General features: G+C 39.3%; 10 protein-coding genes and 4 pseudogenes. 9 read left to right on the forward strand and 5 right to left on the reverse strand.

Translation table 11 applies throughout. The features are described from left to right. Positions 1 to 104: 104 nt before the first annotated feature. Together DW640_RS17435 and DW640_RS17440 are read right to left on the reverse strand one after the other, a co-directional pair. A pseudogene (locus tag DW640_RS17435) lies at positions 105 to 269 on the reverse strand (DMT family protein); the annotation flags it as partial. Between the two features lie 27 nt (positions 270 to 296). Further along, positions 297 to 1,043, reverse strand: a complete 747-nt coding sequence (locus DW640_RS17440) for an ATP-binding protein (protein ID WP_022471175.1) — start codon at positions 1,041 to 1,043, stop codon at positions 297 to 299. 139 nt (positions 1,044 to 1,182) lie between these two features. Here DW640_RS17440 and DW640_RS17445 point away from each other — a divergent pair, with 139 nt between their 5' ends. The 4 genes from DW640_RS17445 (at position 1,183) to DW640_RS17460 (ending at position 5,156) form a co-directional block, all read left to right on the forward strand. Continuing rightward, on the forward strand, positions 1,183 to 2,610 hold the full coding sequence (locus DW640_RS17445) for a tetratricopeptide repeat protein (RefSeq protein ID WP_008764708.1): 1,428 nt from the start codon (positions 1,183 to 1,185) through the stop codon (positions 2,608 to 2,610). 9 nt (positions 2,611 to 2,619) lie between these two features. Then, complete coding sequence (locus DW640_RS17450) at positions 2,620 to 3,090, forward strand: NfeD family protein (protein ID WP_008760315.1); 471 nt, start codon at positions 2,620 to 2,622, stop codon at positions 3,088 to 3,090. Positions 3,091 to 3,113: 23 nt separating this feature from the next. Further along, a complete protein-coding gene (gene floA / locus DW640_RS17455) occupies positions 3,114 to 4,115 on the forward strand; it encodes a flotillin-like protein FloA (protein ID WP_008760314.1) in 1,002 nt (333 codons plus the stop codon). Positions 4,116 to 4,277: 162 nt separating this feature from the next. Further along, the gene (locus DW640_RS17460) at positions 4,278 to 5,156 is read left to right on the forward strand and encodes a nucleoside phosphorylase (RefSeq protein WP_016268229.1); all 879 of its coding nucleotides are present in this window, start codon (positions 4,278 to 4,280) and stop codon (positions 5,154 to 5,156) included. A 106-nt stretch (positions 5,157 to 5,262) separates the two neighbouring features. On the opposite strand, the gene DW640_RS17465 is transcribed toward DW640_RS17460, so the two are convergent. From DW640_RS17465 to DW640_RS24435, 3 genes and pseudogenes are all read right to left on the reverse strand, one after another. Next, positions 5,263 to 7,014, reverse strand: coding sequence for a DUF2075 domain-containing protein (locus DW640_RS17465; protein WP_016268230.1), 1,752 nt, complete (start codon positions 7,012 to 7,014; stop codon positions 5,263 to 5,265). A gap of 188 nt (positions 7,015 to 7,202) precedes the next feature. Continuing rightward, entirely contained in the window at positions 7,203 to 7,862 is a 660-nt protein-coding gene (locus DW640_RS17470) for an NAD(P)-dependent oxidoreductase (RefSeq protein ID WP_117578763.1), read from the reverse strand. Between the two features lie 81 nt (positions 7,863 to 7,943). After that, positions 7,944 to 8,697: pseudogene (locus tag DW640_RS24435) on the reverse strand (response regulator). A gap of 132 nt (positions 8,698 to 8,829) precedes the next feature. On the opposite strand from DW640_RS24435, the gene mnmE reads away from it, so the two are divergent. From mnmE to DW640_RS17500, 5 genes and pseudogenes are all read left to right on the forward strand, one after another. Next, a complete protein-coding gene (gene mnmE / locus DW640_RS17480) occupies positions 8,830 to 10,227 on the forward strand; it encodes a tRNA uridine-5-carboxymethylaminomethyl(34) synthesis GTPase MnmE (protein WP_117578764.1) in 1,398 nt (465 codons plus the stop codon). A 304-nt stretch (positions 10,228 to 10,531) separates the two neighbouring features. Beyond that, positions 10,532 to 10,898 (forward strand): annotated as a pseudogene (locus tag DW640_RS17485) (DNA-binding protein); the annotation flags it as partial. A gap of 243 nt (positions 10,899 to 11,141) precedes the next feature. Further along, positions 11,142 to 11,350, forward strand: a pseudogene (locus tag DW640_RS24045) (helix-turn-helix domain-containing protein). A gap of 73 nt (positions 11,351 to 11,423) precedes the next feature. After that, positions 11,424 to 14,762 carry a helicase-related protein gene (locus DW640_RS17495; RefSeq protein WP_233525453.1) on the forward strand — a complete coding sequence of 1,113 codons (3,339 nt, stop codon included), beginning with the start codon at positions 11,424 to 11,426 and terminating at the stop codon, positions 14,760 to 14,762. Next, complete coding sequence (locus DW640_RS17500) at positions 14,734 to 17,802, forward strand: DUF1156 domain-containing protein (RefSeq protein WP_229061119.1); 3,069 nt, start codon at positions 14,734 to 14,736, stop codon at positions 17,800 to 17,802. Before DW640_RS17495 ends, DW640_RS17500 begins: the two co-directional genes overlap by 29 nt. The last annotated feature ends 9 nt before the right edge of the window (positions 17,803 to 17,811 follow it).

The following is a 17,811-nucleotide window of genomic DNA, read 5'->3' on the forward strand; positions in this document are numbered from 1 at the left end:
TTCAAATATTTCAAAGAACTCTTTTAGATTTTAATGGGACAGTAATGATACATTATTATATATCAACGTAAAGTGTTAAATTTCCAGTTGGGTTTTTCCGTTTTATTATACTCAAAAAATGCAATGACCCAACTAAAGGTAATCACACCTATCAACGGAAGAGCAGCAAACCAAGAATACTCTTGTTTCATCTTTAAATGCCCATACCATGCAAAGGTCATAAAAACATTGGATACAATGAGTAATAAAATTGTATAGAAACCTTTCATCTTATTATATACTAAAATTAGTAATTATCAGTCTATTTTATCCGGCAATAATTCTTCCTGCACATTCGTCATGCTCCCCCACAAGCTGTAGCGAGCTTCCGGATTCATCGCTTCCAACTGTCGCAGAATACCCTTCATATCACTTCGGCTGGACTGTGATTCATAAGGACAATTCTTCACTTGCTTCCGGTAGTCATGCAATGCAGCCAGTTCAACCAGATCAGCCTCGTGCACCATACACATCGGTCGGATAATTGTCATATCAAATTTCTTCATCACCAAACGGGGCGGCATCGTGCTAAATGCCCCCTGATAAGTAATGTTCATCAACAATGTTTCCAAAATATCATCCATGTGATGTCCTAAAGCAATCTTATTGCATCCTTGCTCCTTGGCAACCGTAAACAGAGCTTTCCGACGATTCCAGGAACAAAGAAAGCAGGGAGACTTGCGCGTATCCGTAGTAGGATCAAAGGACGTTTCGTACTGTACGAAAGGCACTCCAAAAGATTCACAATATGCTTTCAGATATTCAGTATCACTTTGGTAAGGAATATTATTCATCACCACATGAACAGCTATCACAGAAAACCGAGGCTTATAAATACGCGCCCGCTTGCCCAGCAACTCTACAAGTGCCAACGAATCTTTCCCGCCCGACAGTCCGATAAGGATTTTGTCCCCTTCTTCTATCAGTCTATACTGCACCACTCCTTTATTGAATCGCCGTTCAATACGGCGGATCGTCTTCTCTTCTTCCGTAAATTGTGTCATATCTTCAAAAATCGGCTGCAAAAGTAAGCGAAAAGAATGATTTAAAGAAGAATTAACATAATAGAATCTCTGAAAAAGGGTTTATTTCTAATAAATTTGTACTTTTGAACAATTGATGCATGGATTAGTGAATAAAACAATGAAAAGAAAATATATTCTATTTATAATTTGCAGTTTCTTCCTCGGAGGAGTATCTGCACAAACATTGGAACAGGCACGCACCTTATTTACAAAAGGTGACTACGAACAAGCCAAACCCGTATTTCAGAAATATGCCAAATCTCAACCATCCAATGGTAACTACAGCTATTGGTACGGTGTCTGCTGCCTGAAAACCGGAGAACCGGAAGAAGCCGTGAAGTATCTCGAAACCGCTGTAAAAAGACGGGTAGCCGGTGGACAACTCTATCTGGGACAAGCTTACAATGATACTTATCGTTTCGAAGATGCAGTCAACTGCTTTGAAGAATATATCGCCGACCTCAGCAAACGCAAAAGATCGACGGAAGAAGCTGAAGCTCTATTGGAAAAGAGCAAAGCTGACCTGCGTATGCTCAAAGGAGTAGAAGACGTGTGCATTATTGACAGTTTCGTGGTAGATAAAGCAAATTTCCTGAGCGCATACAAGATCAGTGAAGAGTCTGGCAAGCTATTTACATTCAACGAATTCTTCCAAACCGAAGGAGATCATCCGGGAACAGTTTATGAAACAGAAATCGGTAATAAAATCTATTATAGCGAAAAGGGAGAAAGAGGAAATCTGGATATATTCTCCAAAAATAAATTACTGAATGAATGGAGCAACGGTCGCCCGTTGCCCGGCAGCATCAACGAATCCGGAAACGCCAACTACCCGTTTGTTTTATCGGATGGCGTTACTATTTATTATGCAACCGATGGCGAAGGACTGGGAGGATATGATATTTTTGTCACTCGTTACAACACAAATACGGACTCTTATCTGACGCCGGAAAATGTGGGAATGCCGTTCAATTCACCTTATAATGATTATATGTACGTCATCGACGAATACAATAATCTAGGTTGGTTTGCCTCCGACCGTTTCCAGCCCGAAGAGAAAGTCTGCATCTATGTATTCATTCCTAATTCGTCTAAACAGACTTATAATTATGAGGCGATGGACCCGCAGCAGATGATCCGTCTGGCACAGATTCATTCGCTGAAGGAAACTTGGAAAGATGAAAATACAGTAACGGAGGCACTGCAACGTCTGAAAGAGGCAATCAATCATAAGCCACAGGAACGTCGTGTGGTTGATTTCGAGTTTGTCATCGATGATAGCACGACCTATTATCAGTTGAGTGACTTCAAATCACCCAAAGCAAAGCTACTGTTCCAAAGTTACCGGCAACTGGAAAAAGATTATCTGCAACAGGAAGATAAACTGAACGGTCTGCGCCAGCAATATGCAAGCGCCAATCAACAAGGAAAAGAAAAACTTGCTCCCGCAATCCTTGATCTGGAAAAAAGAATTCTGCAAATGAATGAAGAGCTGGATGCTCTTGGAGTAAGTGTGCGTAATGCCGAAAAAACAAAATCAAAATAATACAGAGTTATGGACATACTGATTATCACCGTTCTCATCATTGCTGCAGTAATACTATTTTTGGTTGAACTGTTTGTCATTCCGGGGATTAGCCTGGCTGGCATTTCAGCACTTGCTTGTATTCTCTATGCCAACTATTACGCTTTCGCCAATCTGGGTATGGCAGGAGGATTTATCACTTTAGGGATATCGGCTGTCGCCTGTATCGGCTCGCTTATCTGGTTCATGCGTTCGAAGATGCTGGATAAGCTGGCTTTGAAAAAAGATATTGACTCGAAAGTAGACCGCAGTGCGGAAAAGAGCGTCAAGGTAGGCGACACAGGAATCAGCACTACCCGCCTGGCACAAATCGGTTATGCTGAGATTAACGGTAACATCGTGGAAGTAAGATCGATAGATGGCTTCCTCAATGAAAAAACTCCCATCATTGTGAGCCGCATCACTGACGGTACCATTCTAGTTGAGAAACACAAAATATAATATTCACTTAATATAAATTATCAATGGAAACATCTTTGTACTTACCTATCGTTCTGATTGTTGGAGGTATTATTTTCCTAATACTATTTTTCCATTATGTGCCGTTCTTCCTTTGGTTGTCGGCTAAAGTATCAGGCGTTAACATCTCGTTGATTCAACTCTTCCTGATGCGCATCCGTAATGTTCCGCCGTATATCATTGTTCCGGGCATGATCGAAGCCCACAAAGCCGGATTGAAGAACATCACCCGTGATGAACTGGAAGCCCACTACCTTGCCGGAGGCCATGTAGAAAAAGTAGTACATGCGCTGGTATCCGCATCGAAAGCCAACATTGAGCTGTCATTCCAGATGGCAACCGCTATCGACCTTGCCGGACGTGATGTGTTTGAAGCTGTTCAGATGTCTGTAAACCCGAAAGTGATTGATACTCCTCCTGTTACTGCAGTAGCCAAAGACGGTATCCAGCTGATAGCGAAAGCTCGTGTAACAGTACGTGCCAGCATCAAGCAGCTGGTCGGTGGTGCCGGAGAAGATACCATCCTTGCCCGTGTAGGTGAAGGTATCGTTTCCTCTATCGGTTCTTCGGAAAACCACAAGTCAGTACTCGAAAATCCGGATTCTATCTCTAAACTTGTACTCCGCAAGGGATTGGATGCAGGAACAGCTTTCGAAATTCTGTCTATTGATATCGCGGATATCGATATAGGTAAAAACATTGGTGCAGCTTTGCAGATTGACCAGGCTAATGCAGACAAGAACATCGCACAGGCTAAAGCAGAAGAACGCCGTGCAATGGCTGTCGCTTCCGAACAGGAAATGAAAGCTAAGGCACAGGAAGCACGTGCCAAAGTAATCGAAGCGGAAGCGGAAGTACCTAAAGCAATGGCAGAGGCCTTCCGTAGCGGCAATCTGGGTATAATGGATTATTACCGTATGAAAAATATCGAAGCCGATACTTCAATGCGCGAAAACATTGCCAAACCAACGACTGGTGGTACCACCAACCAGCCTTTGAGTAAATAGTCTACCAAACGCCGGAACCTGATTCCTATTCAGTTCATCTACGTATCTTCTCTTTGACAAACTTGCAAAAGAAAAGAAAGATACCTCTTCCGAACTAAAATCCGGTTCCGGCGTTTCTATTTATATATACGACTTATTGTAAAACTAAAACCGTTCAATAACATGAAAAAGTACTTTCCATCCTCTGAACTGATTATCAACGAAGACGGCTCGGTATTCCATCTTCACGTAAAGCCCGAATGGCTGGCAGATAAAGTGATCCTTGTAGGAGATCCAGGACGTGTAGCACTCGTAGCTTCTCACTTTGAAAACAAAGAATGCGAAGTGGAAAGCCGCGAATTCAAAACAATCACGGGTACATATAAAGGTAAACGAATCACAGTGGTTTCTACCGGAATTGGTTGCGATAATATCGACATCGTTATGAACGAACTGGATGCGCTTGCCAACATCAACTTTGAGACACGGGAAGAAAAAGAAAAGTTCCGCCAACTGGAGTTAGTACGTATCGGTACGTGCGGCGGCTTGCAGCCAAATACTCCGGTAGGCACCTTCGTCTGTTCACAGAAATCTATCGGTTTCGACGGATTATTGAATTTTTATGCCGGACGTAATGCGGTATGCGATCTTCCTTTCGAACGTGCTTTCCTTAACTACATGGGCTGGTCGGGAAATATGTGTGCCCCTGCGCCTTATGTTATTGATGCCAGTGAAGAACTGATTGACCGGATTGCTAAAGAAGATATGGTACGTGGTGTAACGATTGCCGCAGGAGGCTTCTTTGGGCCACAAGGACGTGAGCTCCGTATTCCGTTAGCAGACCCGAAACAAAATGATAAGATTGAAACATTTGAATATAAAGGCTTTAAGATTACCAACTTCGAAATGGAAAGTTCGGCACTTGCAGGACTTAGCCGACTGATGGGACATAAGGCAATGACCGTCTGTATGGTAATAGCCAACCGACTGATCAAAGAGGCTAATACCGGATATAAGAATACAATCGATACACTGATTAAGACTGTGCTCGACAGAATATAGGATAATATCAATTACCATGAAAGACCTTCACTAAAACCATTAATAATTCTTTAGTGAAGGTCTTTTTTATTGATTCATATATACAGTTTCTAATAAGAGAGAGGTTTTAGCCTTTGGTGCGATGAGGAACAAAGGTAAAGAATCTTTTGAAGTAATCTCTTAAAGATTCATTGCACACATAGATATAAGTTCCATACATACCTCTTTCCAAAAGAGTAGTATAAATATTCTTTATATAATTATGTAATATTTTTCCATCCACCTTTTCTTTGCCTTTAGAATCTTGATACATATCCTTAGATACAGTAATAATATTATTTATAGGATCATAGTCTATCTCCCAACCTATTATCACACCTGCATAATTTAAATCATACCCCTGCGTCGTATGTATACAGCCTATCTCATTAATTGAATTTTCAGAGTTTATCCAGTCTTTCTGGGTAGTATTCCAAATGTACTTATGCGCATTATTTACCTCGTATTTGTTTTCTATCTTAATATCATATAACCCTTCTTTTTGAATTTTAGACAGTGTCATTTTGTGCGTCTTCCAAGGCCAGGCATACCCCGCCATATTCCGACAGAGCCCCATTTTGTTATTTTTATCTTTAATTGCAGATACCATATCCTCAACATCCTCAAACAGCAGCAGCTCATAAGATGACCCAAAAGTGCGCATTTCTTCCTGCTGACACTCCAATATATTATGAATATAATCTATGTAATCATTTCCACCCTTACACCTCATCTGAGAAGTAAGCTTATAGTTCCGGGTATCCTCTTGCCGAGACAATGAGAAAAATCTTAGTGCTTCCACATCAGAAGGCTTCACCGATTGTCTAGAATCATAAAAGAATAGCTGATACCAACTTTTTTCCAGTATCCAGTCCAATTCCGTCGCTTCTTTATCTAACTCTAATGCCTCGTTAGCTTTATCATATGATCCATAATTAAATAATGCACGACGACGCCTCAAACGATGTGATTCATCAACAATCAGAAGATCATATAAACCTTCACCCGAGTTGGCAACATCTTCGGGGCTAAGTACCATTTTAGAATCAAGTCCCTGTATTCCATCAAAAACTTTTTTCAATGTCTCACGAAAACTTTGTGTAGGAACTACATACCCAACTCTTAAGTCCGGGCTCAAATGTCCAATTATATAACTAAGATTCTCATCCAATGCCTCTTCTTCCGCAGTCCATGCAGGTGAACTCTTTGCATCAATCAATAGCTTCAGCAAATAAATTCCAAGAATAGACTTACCAGTACCTGCCCCTCCATCAATTATAAAAGAACGGGATTGATTATTATTCCCTAAATCAGATTTCAGATCAGTAAGAATTTGCACAGCAACATTAAATTGGTCCAAATTCAAAATCTTATATGGAGAATATTTAAATAAGTCTTGATTCTCCAGAAGAGTAATTCCATGCCTGACAACACCTTCATCCTGAAGAAGCTGCCAAATGTGTCTGAACTCTCTCTGATATTCATCACGCAAATAATAGTTATGAACATGCTGGCCACCATTGCCATTCTGGAGTCTATATTTACCATCAGCTACAATATATCCGATAAGAAATGCTTCAAGATCCAGGATTACAGATTTATTAAAGACTTTATTAAAGATAATATATATGTTTTTCAAAGCTCTGCGTTCGGTATTATTCCAATGATCACAAATCCTGGTACATATATTTGTAGACTCTCCTATATAGGCTTGTCCCTTTTCGTCATCCTCGATAATATATACAACAGGCCATCTATCTTTGAAGGCAGCTTTTACTTTAGAAAAATGTTCCTTCTCAAAGGTACATTTTAAGATTTGAGTTTCTTGTTTGAATATCATAGTTCAGAATATCATTAAGTATTTCTTCTTTGTTTCATTTTGTGTTACAATACCGACACAATGCAAATATCGGAAAATAAAATAAGAAATGGCTTGAACCATACGTCAAAATGTATGCCTCAAGCCATTATTTTACTTGTTAACTCAAATTTTACACAAGCAAATTTATATAATGATTAACCTCTTTATTAATATCCAATCGTAAATCTCTCCTGATGATGCTTGGGATGTTCCAATTCATCGATCATTGCAGCCGCATAGTCTTCTACAGAAATATGGCTGTTACCCACGATATCCACAATCATATCGTCTTTGCCCAAACGGTAACGTCCGATACGTACTCCCGGTCTCATATCTGCTGCCGGAGAGAAAAATACCCAGTCAATCTCTTTCTCCTTCATCAGGAAATTCAAATAAAACTCTCCCAAGGCTTTAACTCCAGGCAGGATATTCTCAGGAACTTCACCCAAATCCATCAGTCGTAATCCCGGCGCAATAAATAGTGAGCCGGCACCACCTACCATCAGGAAGCGATTCACTCCCGCTTTCTTCACTCCATCAATGATAGTCAGATATACTTTGATGGTTTCGTCATATATATTAGGATTATTCCATCCCGGATTGAATGCACTGATAACGGCATCCGCTCCTTTGCAAACTTCGCATACTTCATCGAGCGAAGAGACATCCGCTTTCTTTACTTTCAGATGTTCGTTCTCTATCTTTATTTTTTCGGGATGACGAACTACAGCTGTCACTTCAAAGCCACGATTCAATGCCTCATTTAGCAGAGCGGAACCAACAAAGCCGCTAGCTCCGATGAGGACCATCTTTTTCACTTTCTCCATATTCCAACAAAAATTAGATTGTTATTATTAGTTTAATAACAATCTAACTTTCAGAATGTTGGTCTCCTTTTAGAAAATTAATTATCCGATATAGATTTCAATCGTTTCTTTCAGTTTCTCCAAAGAATATGGTTTGGAGAAAACTGCATTGCATCCAGCTTGAATACTATCCATCACAGGCATACGAATATCCATTAATATCAAGTCCGGTTTTTCCCGAATAAAGCTATTGATTGCTTCCTGTCCGTTACGCACCCACAGGATGATATACTCTTTCTTCAGTAAGATATTCAGCTGGGCAAAGTTCGATTCGATATCCTCCACAACCAAAATCTTTTTATGACGTACGGATTCAGAATCAATCTTAATAAAAAGACTCTGTTCGGCAACTTCTACCGGATACCGCAGAATCGTACCCGCGCCATCAGCACATCCGTTATAAAGAAATTCTCGTCAAAGATGAAAATAAATTCGGGTAAAGCTTCTATTATTTTACAGTTATGTTCTTCCAGCCAAATCACCTCACCATGTTCTCCGACACGACGAACCTGTATCTAATATGCTTTGGACTCCGAAGCAAGCATTTTAGCAAAAGCAGTCTGATAGGCATTTATATCTCCGGGGTATGCGAAATGGTAAAAGTCATTAATGCCTTTAAATCTTTCAAGCCTAACGTGCGGAAGTAATCGTCCGTAAAGCTACATTTTCCTGTCGGAATATCATATTCCCATAAAGCTATTTGATGTGCGGCAAGTACATAAAGTTTCTTTTGTGAATTTTCCCGTATGATTTCATTATTCTCATTCGGTGAATATAAGTTTGTATCCGGCTCCATAGACTATCATTATATTTTGTATGTGCATTGTTTGAACGGCAGCAAATATAAACAAATAAAGCACAAGTTGTGTCTAATCTTATTTTTTTTACTTAGAAACAATTATCTTTGCATCATCCAAAAAGAAATATAATGAATCAAGATACTATCTGCGCTATTGCTACCGCTCAAGGAGGTGCCATCGGAAGCATCCGTGTTTCCGGTCCTGAAGCTATTTCCATTACAAGCCGCATCTTCCAACCAGCCAAAGCCGGCAAATTACTTAGTGAACAAAAGCCTTATACGCTGACATTCGGGCGTATTTATAATGGAGAAGAAATCATAGACGAAGTCCTTGTGAGTCTTTTCCGGGCTCCTCATTCCTATACGGGAGAGGATAGTACAGAAATCACGTGTCATGGTTCTTCCTATATTCTTCAGCAAGTAATGCAATTGTTGATTAAGAACGGTTGCCGTATGGCTCAGCCGGGAGAATATACTCAACGCGCATTTCTCAACGGAAAGATGGACTTAAGTCAGGCGGAGGCTGTAGCCGATTTGATTGCATCTTCTTCCGCAGCCACTCATCGTTTGGCCATGAGTCAGATACGGGGAGGTTTTAGCAAAGAGTTAACAGATCTACGCAACAAGTTGCTGAACTTCACTTCCATGATTGAACTGGAACTTGACTTCAGCGAAGAAGATGTAGAGTTCGCAGATCGTTCGGCATTGCGAAGACTCGCAGATGAAATAGAGCAGGTTATCTCCCGACTGGTTCATTCATTTAATGTTGGGAATGCCATTAAAAATGGTGTTCCGGTGGCTATCATCGGTGAAACGAATGCAGGGAAATCAACTTTACTGAATGTATTACTGAACGAGGATAAAGCAATCGTCAGTGATATTCATGGTACCACACGTGATGTCATTGAAGATACTATTAATATAGGTGGCATCACTTTCCGATTCATTGATACTGCCGGAATCCGGGAAACAAATGATACCATTGAAAGTCTTGGTATCGAACGTACATTCCAAAAGTTGGATCAAGCGGAGATTGTACTTTGGATGGTTGATTCATCTGATGCATCTTCTCAGATAAAGCAATTATCAGAAAAGATCATCCCTCGTTGTGAGGAGAAACAACTAATTGTTGTATTCAACAAAGCGGATTTGATTGAGGAAAAGCAGAAAGAAGAATTATCTGCTTTATTAAAGGACTTTTCTAAAGAATACACGAAATCTATCTTCATATCGGCAAAAGAACGTAAACAGACCGAAGAGTTACAAAAGATGCTTATTAATGCAGCACATCTACCTACGGTAACACAGAATGATATTATTGTGACAAACGTAAGGCATTATGAAGCTTTAAGTAAAGCTTTAGATGCTATTCATCGAGTGCAGAATGGGCTTGACACGCATATATCCGGAGATTTTCTTTCACAAGATATACGGGAGTGTATTTTCTTTATTTCAGATATTGCAGGGGAAGTGACGAATGATATGGTGCTCCAAAATATTTTTCAGCATTTCTGCATCGGCAAGTAATTGGTGATTGCCAACGATTAGCATAGATTACTAATGGTTAATAAAGCGTTGAATTTCAATGCCTTTCTTTTTGCTCGTATGGACGTTTTTTATCGTCTACATTTGTTTTCCAGCTCATTTTTGCACCATATTTGGGTCTCGGAGGATTTTACACAGAAATCTGCCGGAAAGGTGATGGAGAAAGTTGAATATGGTTGAAGATGGGAGACTAATACTTAGTGAAATAACAAGAAAATGGACATTAAAAATAGGCAAAAACGACAGCGAGTAAAATCAAAAAAATACAAATAGTATAGAGAGGAGTTGGAGTAAAAAGCATATCGACAATTATTTCTCTAAGAAAGCAGCTAATCCGGAAATCACCGAGTAGTACACTGTGCAAGAGATTCAAGAAAAGTTTGATATGACGTTGGCATCCATCTATACACTTGTCTCGAAGAATGCTATCCCTAAAAAAATAGAGGATAAAACTGTCAGCCACTCCAAAAAGCATTTCGATATATCCAAAAGTATAGCCCAACCCGACGAGCCCCAATATTACACGGTAGCTGAAGCGATGGCAAAATTCAACCTCATATGAGATTTACTCTATCATTACACCAAATACCATAACATTCCCGATGCAGAAAGTCGGTAAATACGTCAAGATCTCCCGACCAAAGCTTGACTAACTTTTGGGTGGTCCTAAAATAGAGTAAGTTATTCTACGAGGTGTTAAAACTCTGGCACAACCTCTTGTATAAAGAGCGTTTTACCCCTAATAAATAGCACCAAACTTGTGATGTCGGAAAAAGAAGTAAACAAGTAGACACTTCACTACCTAATTTTTAGCATCTTGGGAGAAATAATCATCCTCTTTTCTCTTTTTATAGCAGATTGTTTTATATCTTTGTTTAACAATTAAGAATTTTGTGATAGACAAACCCATGAATCGGATAAAAGAAGTTCTTGAAGAAAAAGGTATCAAACAAACCTGGCTGGCAGAAAAACTTGGAAAAGTTTCTGTATTGTCAATTCTTATGTTTGCAATAGAAGACAGCCCAGTTTGGAAGTCTTATTTCAGATAGCAGAAGTCCTTCAAATGGACGTAAAAGATCTTATAAAATCCTCTAACAATGATTGAAGTCGGAAATATAATAAAAAATCTAATACCAACAGAAGCTGTTGTTGTTAACAAAATACAGAAATTAGGAACTATGTATTCGCTCAAATTTACAGGAGTAAATACGAATAAAAGCAGTTCCAAGGTGATTACAGAAGAACAGTTCAGTTCTTTAGAAGTATTGACATCTGATGGAGAGTTCAATTTTAAGGGCGATCCCGATAAATTTGTATTATTTGCAGAAGCAGAACGAATAAATTCCGCTTATCAATTTGACCCTCTATTTGCCATCAATTGTAGTGTTGTAGATCCACTACCCCACCAAGTAGAAGCCGTATACAAATTTTTGCTTCCTCAACCTAAGATACGTTTTCTGCTGGCAGATGATACAGGTGCAGGAAAGACAATTATGGCAGGCTTATTATTGAAGGAGCTATTAATGCGAAAGATCATTGAACGCATACTTATTATCACCCCAGGCGGTTTAACCAAACAATGGCAAGAAGATGAAATGGGAGTAAAATTTAATATCCCGTTTACGCTTGTCAATAGAAGTATTTTTAATGCTGACCCTACCATTTTTCGCTCGGCAAATAAAGTGGTAGCTTCTATTGATTTCATTTGCCGGGAGGATGTGTTGAACATTGTCAGCAATACAAACTGGGATATGGTCATCTTTGATGAGGCTCATAAGCTATCGGCTTATGAATATGGGCAAAAAACATATAAGTCAAAGCGATATGAAGCTGCACATTTACTTTCGCAACAATGTGAGCATATCTTGTTGTTGACAGCTACCCCACATAGAGGAAGAACAGATACGTTCAAGAAACTTCTTCAATTATTAGACGAAGATATCTTTGCAACAGAGGATATTGCTGCCGACAGAGTAAAAGAATTAAGTAAAGATGGGCTGAATAAGTTTTTCATACGCCGATTAAAGGAGGACATGAAAGACTGGAATGGCAACAATCTATACAAGGATCGGTATACTAAAACTGTATCTTTTCAATTGACACCAGAAGAGAAGCGACTTTATGATAATGTAACCAATTATCTGACCAAACAGAAAGAAGAAGCAACCGAAACAAGGAACATTCATGTGTCTTTAGCCTTGGCTGTAATGCAACGACGATTGGTAAGTTCTATTTTTGCGATCAAAAATACATTATACAAACGCTGGATCGCACTACAAGGCATAGTAGATGAAGTAAGCAAGAATCCTAATATATGGAAGCAACGTCAAAAGTTAGAAGAACTGGATGTGGATAGTATTGACCAATATGATGACCTGGAGGACGATGAACGGGATGCGTTGGATGGTATCCTATCTGACCCTCGAAAATTCAAACTGTTCACCACTTCAAAAAGTTTAGCAGAGATACAGACCGAAGCTAAAGAAGTGAAACGGCTGTATGAGATGGCGAACAGCCTGTACAATCAAAATCAAGAAGAAAAGAAATACATTGAGCTAAAAGAACTCTTGAAAAGCCAAGGAGTTATCAATGGCGAAAAACTCGTTATTTTCACAGAGCACAAGGACACATTGCTCTATTTGAGAGAACGCCTAAGCAATAACGGCTATAAAGTAGCAGTCATTCATGGAGGCTTATCTGTTGATGAACGCCGTCAGGCACAATGGGATTTCATGTCTCCCGAAACCCAAATACTCATTGCAACCGATGCTGCCGGCGAAGGTATCAATCTTCAATTTTGTAGATTACTAATAAATTGGGATATCCCCTGGAACCCTAATCGCTTAGAGCAACGCATGGGACGTATCCACCGCTATGGACAGAAAAATGATGTACTGGTCTTCAATATGGTGGCGGACAACACACGGGAAGGGCAAGTATTGTCTCGTTTACTGATAAAGCTGGATATTATTCGTCAAAGCATGGGTGATGACCGCGTTTATGATGTTATTCAAGATGTACTGAAGGATGTTAGTCTGGATGCTATTATAACTTCCGTTTTTGATGGAAAAGAATCTTCTTTTGATCAGTTTATAGAACAGGATGAAATCATCATTGAGAAAGTATTCCGGAATAAGATAGAAGAACAACAAAAAGTAATCGCCCATAGTGAAGTCGATTATAAAGATGCCCGTATTCTCAAAGAACATTCTGACGAGAAACGATTGCAACCGATTTATATTCGTTTCTTTTTTGAAAGAACTTTCAGCTATTTAGGAGGAAAATACAGGATGATACAAGACGGAATTTATCAAATGGAAAACATTCCGGATGTACTTTCCAAACGTCTAAAAGATGATTATAACATCTACGCTGAGAATATCAATAAATTATTGTTCTGTTTCGATAAACATATATTTCTCGACTATCAGAATACCAATGCCATATTGGGTAAGGTACACTATATCAATCCGGGTAACGCTTTGTTTGATGCACTCATTGATTGTGTGCGCGATTCTTTCAGAGACGAAATGCTGAAAGGTACGATTCTCGTTTCACCGGAAGATACTGAAGACTATTTTGCTTTTTATGTTAAAAATCAAATCACAGACAATCGTCCCAATAAAGGAGACGACAGTATAGCAAATGAACAGCTTAGTTTTGTTTATCAAACTAATAATGGAGTATTTCATGCAACTTCACCGGCCAAGTTTCTGGATCTGCATGCACCCCTTCAATTTGCCAAGCAAATCACTCCTCCTGCTGTTATAGGTAACGAAGAAGTCACCGAATGGGCATTCGAGAATATTACCTTACCTCTATTCACCTCTACACAGGAGATTGTAGAAGCAGATGCCGCAAAGCGAAAAGAATATTTGCAGACTGCATTCAGTCAGATTATCATGGATTTAGACATAGAAATTAATGAATTGCAAGGTAAGGTTTTATTGGGAGATGTAAAAATACAGGAAAAGTTATTGCATAAGATGGAACGAAAAGCAGAACTACTCCGCAAAAAAGATGAACGCATCCGCGAAATGGAGCAAATGGTTCAAATAAATCCCAAAGCTCCGGAAATATTGGGATGTGCCTATGTCGTCCCCCTCAGCCAAATGGAGTATGAGCAACATTACGGCATGAAAAGAGACGATGAAGTAGAAGCCATAGCCATGAATATAGCTATCGAATATGAGGCTGCCAATGAATGGCAAGCGGAAGATGTTTCCAGCCAAAACTTAGGATATGATATCCGAAGCGTTAACAAGTTAGATATTAAACGATATATTGAGGTCAAAGGTCGTTCAGGGATTGATGGGGTTATGCTGTCGGAGAATGAAATGAACCGGTTGGCACAACTGGGAAACAGTGCATGGCTTTATATTGTAGTGAATTGCAAATCTAAACCACAATTGCACCGTATTCAAAACCCAGCCAAGAAGCTCATCTTTGAGCGGAAAGACAAAGGAGTACAATACTATCTGCCACTGGATGAATGGAGAAATAAAACTGAAAAATAAGGAAAACATAAATATGACAAAAGCAAAAAAACTGATAGAAGTAGCTATGCCGATTAAGGAAATATCGGCTGAGAGTGTACGTGATAAATCTATTCGTCACGGCCATATTTCTACTTTACATTTATGGTGGGCACGCCGTCCACTTCCTGTGTGCAGGGCTGTAATCTTTGCCAGTCTGGTACCAGACCCATTGGATGAGCAATGTCCGCTGGCTTTTAAAGATGCTATACAGGAGTTGTTAAGTAACGATCCACTTTATGTACCTTATCCGGATATTCCATATACGGCGATATATGATCCAATGCCGGACAATCTGCGCAATCGTTTGCTGATGTTTATAGGAAAGTTTTCTCCAGTCTGTCAGGCTAATATGTTGAAAGGCAAAAGTACAGCTTCGAAAGAACAGTTAAGTGAAGGTTGCCTGATAAAATGGGAAAGTAAGAACGATAAAGCTGTTCTAGCAAAAGCAAGAAAGTTAATTTGGGTTGCATACAATGCAGAACAGAATCCTGATGCTTCTTTTATTTCATTAAGTCAGTCATTTGATGCAGCCTATCAAGCTATTGAAGAAGCAGAAAACAATCTCTATACTTGCATAGACCGTCATTTGGAAACTGATATTATAAAAGAAAAGGAGGCTGCACTGAAAACTGCAATTGATTGTTTTCAAAAGCAGATGCCAAGTGTGTTCGATCCATTTGCAGGTGGAGGTGCTATACCCTTAGAGACAGCGCGTTTGGGATGTCGTAGTTATGGCAATGATATTAATCCGGTTGCCCATATCATTGAAAAAGGAAGTGTAGAGTTTCCACAGAAATATGGGAAGCCCATACGATATACAGAAGAGGAGTTTCGTCGTATTTACGGAAAAGAAGGTATAGATATACTCATTACCAAAGGTATTTCTATCTGCAACGGCATTATAGATATTCCCAACAGACTTTCTTTTGATGTGGAATACTATGCCAAACAACTGTTGGCTATGACAGAGAAGGAAGTAGGGTATTTATATCCTGCCGATGAAAATGGGAACAAACCAATCGCTTACTATTGGGCAAGAACTGCTACTTGCTCTAATCCAAGCTGTAAAGCGGAAGTTCCTTTATTAAAGCAATTCTATTTGGCGAATACTTCATCAAAGAAGGTGTATTTGAATCCTGTCATTAATGGGACAGATATTCAATTCGAAATTAAGGAAGGGATGTGTCCTATAAAAAGTGGATGGAATAATCGGGGAAATATGACTTGTCCTTGTTGTGGAAGCATTACAACTGTAAATCAGGTAAAACTACAGTTTAAGGCAAAAACATCTAAAGAAGTATTATTAGCAATCATTTCTGAAACAAATAGAGGAAAGCTATACAGATCGCCAACCAAAAATGAATACATTAAGCCACAATCTAAAAATATAGATAAGCCTACAGATAGAATGGCTGTTGAAAATAATAGAAATTTCAACACTCCAGGATGGGGAATAGAAATTTATGGCGACATGTTCTCTGACCGTCAACTATTCATGCTCCAGGCATTTACAAAAAGCTTCTCTCTTTTAAAAAAGAAAATAGAACCAACGCAATATACTCAAGCTCTTTACACTTACTTAGCAATCTGGATTGATCGAATTGCTGTGGCTAATACTTCATTGGGAAGATGGCATAACGGGCGTGAAACTATTGAGCATCCATTCAGCAGACAAGCTATTGCTATGGTTTTCGACTATCCGGAATCCAATCCTTTTTGTAGTAGTTCTGGCAGCGCAACAAACCAACTCGAATGGATACTGCGATATATAGAATCAGAAAGTAATTCTTCTTTTGAGACTATATTAAAAAATGCTTCCAGTGGAGAAAAAAAACAATTTGGAGAAAAAAAACTGACAGCTGTGATTACAGACCCTCCATATTATGATGCGATTGCCTATGCGGATATATCAGACTTTTTCTACGTTTGGTTAAAGCGAACATTAAATGACACATATTCATTAAACTTTTCAACACCACAAACACCTAAATCAGAGGAGTGTACTGCACTAAAACATCATCATAACAATAGCGAACAAGAAGCTAAATTATACTTTGAAAAGAAACTCACAGATATATTTGATGCAATAGAACAACAAACGTCTGATATTGTCAGTATAATGTTTGCCCACCAAACAACAGAAGCATGGACCACGTTGTGTAATTCTATTCTAAGTGCCCGCATGAACATTACAGGTAGCTGGCCTATGGATACAGAAATGGCAAATAGAAGTTTGGGACTGGCAAGTGCTGCTCTTGAGTCTTCCGTTACCGTTTCCTGTCGCCCCTCCGAGCGCTTAGGCTATGGCAGTTTCAAACAAGTGAAACGAGCCATTGAAGAAAAAGTTAATACAGAAGTAGAAAAACTTTATGGATTAGGTTTTCGTGGTGCCGATCTATTAACCGCATGCTTTGGACAAGCAGTAAGTGAATTCGGCAAATATGAAAAAGTAGAGAAAGCTGATGGAAGCGAAGTGACTGTAGCGGAACTTTTAGAACTGGCAAAAACAGCAGCTTTCAATGCTTTGCTCAGAGGTTTTGAAGGAGATGAATATACCAAATTCTACATTGGCTGGTTGCAAATGAACGGTATGGGAGAAACTGATTTTGATGATGCTGCAAAATTCACACGCATCGGCATGAATATAGATGTTAGCGACATATTCCATCATCATTTACTTATTAAAGATGGAAATAAGCAGCATTTGGCCTCCTACACAGAACGAATTACAGGCGAAGTACAAGGCACTAACATCAGTGATCCATTAATAGACCAAGTACAACAAGCGATGATGTTATGGTCAAAAGAAAATCGCCCTAAACTATTGCGTCTTATTAAGCTGGTTGGTTCTGAAGCTAATAATAGTTTTTGGCGTGTATTGGCCTCCCTGAAAGAGTTACTACCCGATGGAGATGACCTGAAACAAGTAAATGAGCTGCTTGCCAATAGTGAGGAGTTAATACAGTCTTGCCAGAAGGATATAACTGGTCAGGCTACACAAATGAATTTAGGATTTTAATAAATACAG

This window comes from Bacteroides sp. AM23-12 (assembly GCF_003434395.1).
Classification (GTDB): domain Bacteria; phylum Bacteroidota; class Bacteroidia; order Bacteroidales; family Bacteroidaceae; genus Bacteroides; species Bacteroides thetaiotaomicron.

What these genes read in the sequence shown, in the direction of transcription:
- DW640_RS17440 (WP_022471175.1), bottom strand. Translation starts at nt 1,043, where the DNA reads ATGACACAATTTACGGAAGAAGAGAAGACGATCCGCCGTATTGAACGG.
- DW640_RS17445 (WP_008764708.1), top strand. Translation starts at nt 1,183, where the DNA reads ATGAAAAGAAAATATATTCTATTTATAATTTGCAGTTTCTTCCTCGGA.
- DW640_RS17450 (WP_008760315.1), top strand. Translation starts at nt 2,620, where the DNA reads ATGGACATACTGATTATCACCGTTCTCATCATTGCTGCAGTAATACTA.
- floA (WP_008760314.1), top strand. Translation starts at nt 3,114, where the DNA reads ATGGAAACATCTTTGTACTTACCTATCGTTCTGATTGTTGGAGGTATT.
- DW640_RS17460 (WP_016268229.1), top strand. Translation starts at nt 4,278, where the DNA reads ATGAAAAAGTACTTTCCATCCTCTGAACTGATTATCAACGAAGACGGC.
- DW640_RS17465 (WP_016268230.1), bottom strand. Translation starts at nt 7,014, where the DNA reads ATGATATTCAAACAAGAAACTCAAATCTTAAAATGTACCTTTGAGAAG.
- DW640_RS17470 (WP_117578763.1), bottom strand. Translation starts at nt 7,862, where the DNA reads ATGGAGAAAGTGAAAAAGATGGTCCTCATCGGAGCTAGCGGCTTTGTT.
- mnmE (WP_117578764.1), top strand. Translation starts at nt 8,830, where the DNA reads ATGAATCAAGATACTATCTGCGCTATTGCTACCGCTCAAGGAGGTGCC.
- DW640_RS17495 (WP_233525453.1), top strand. Translation starts at nt 11,424, where the DNA reads ATGTATTCGCTCAAATTTACAGGAGTAAATACGAATAAAAGCAGTTCC.
- DW640_RS17500 (WP_229061119.1), top strand. Translation starts at nt 14,734, where the DNA reads ATGAATGGAGAAATAAAACTGAAAAATAAGGAAAACATAAATATGACA.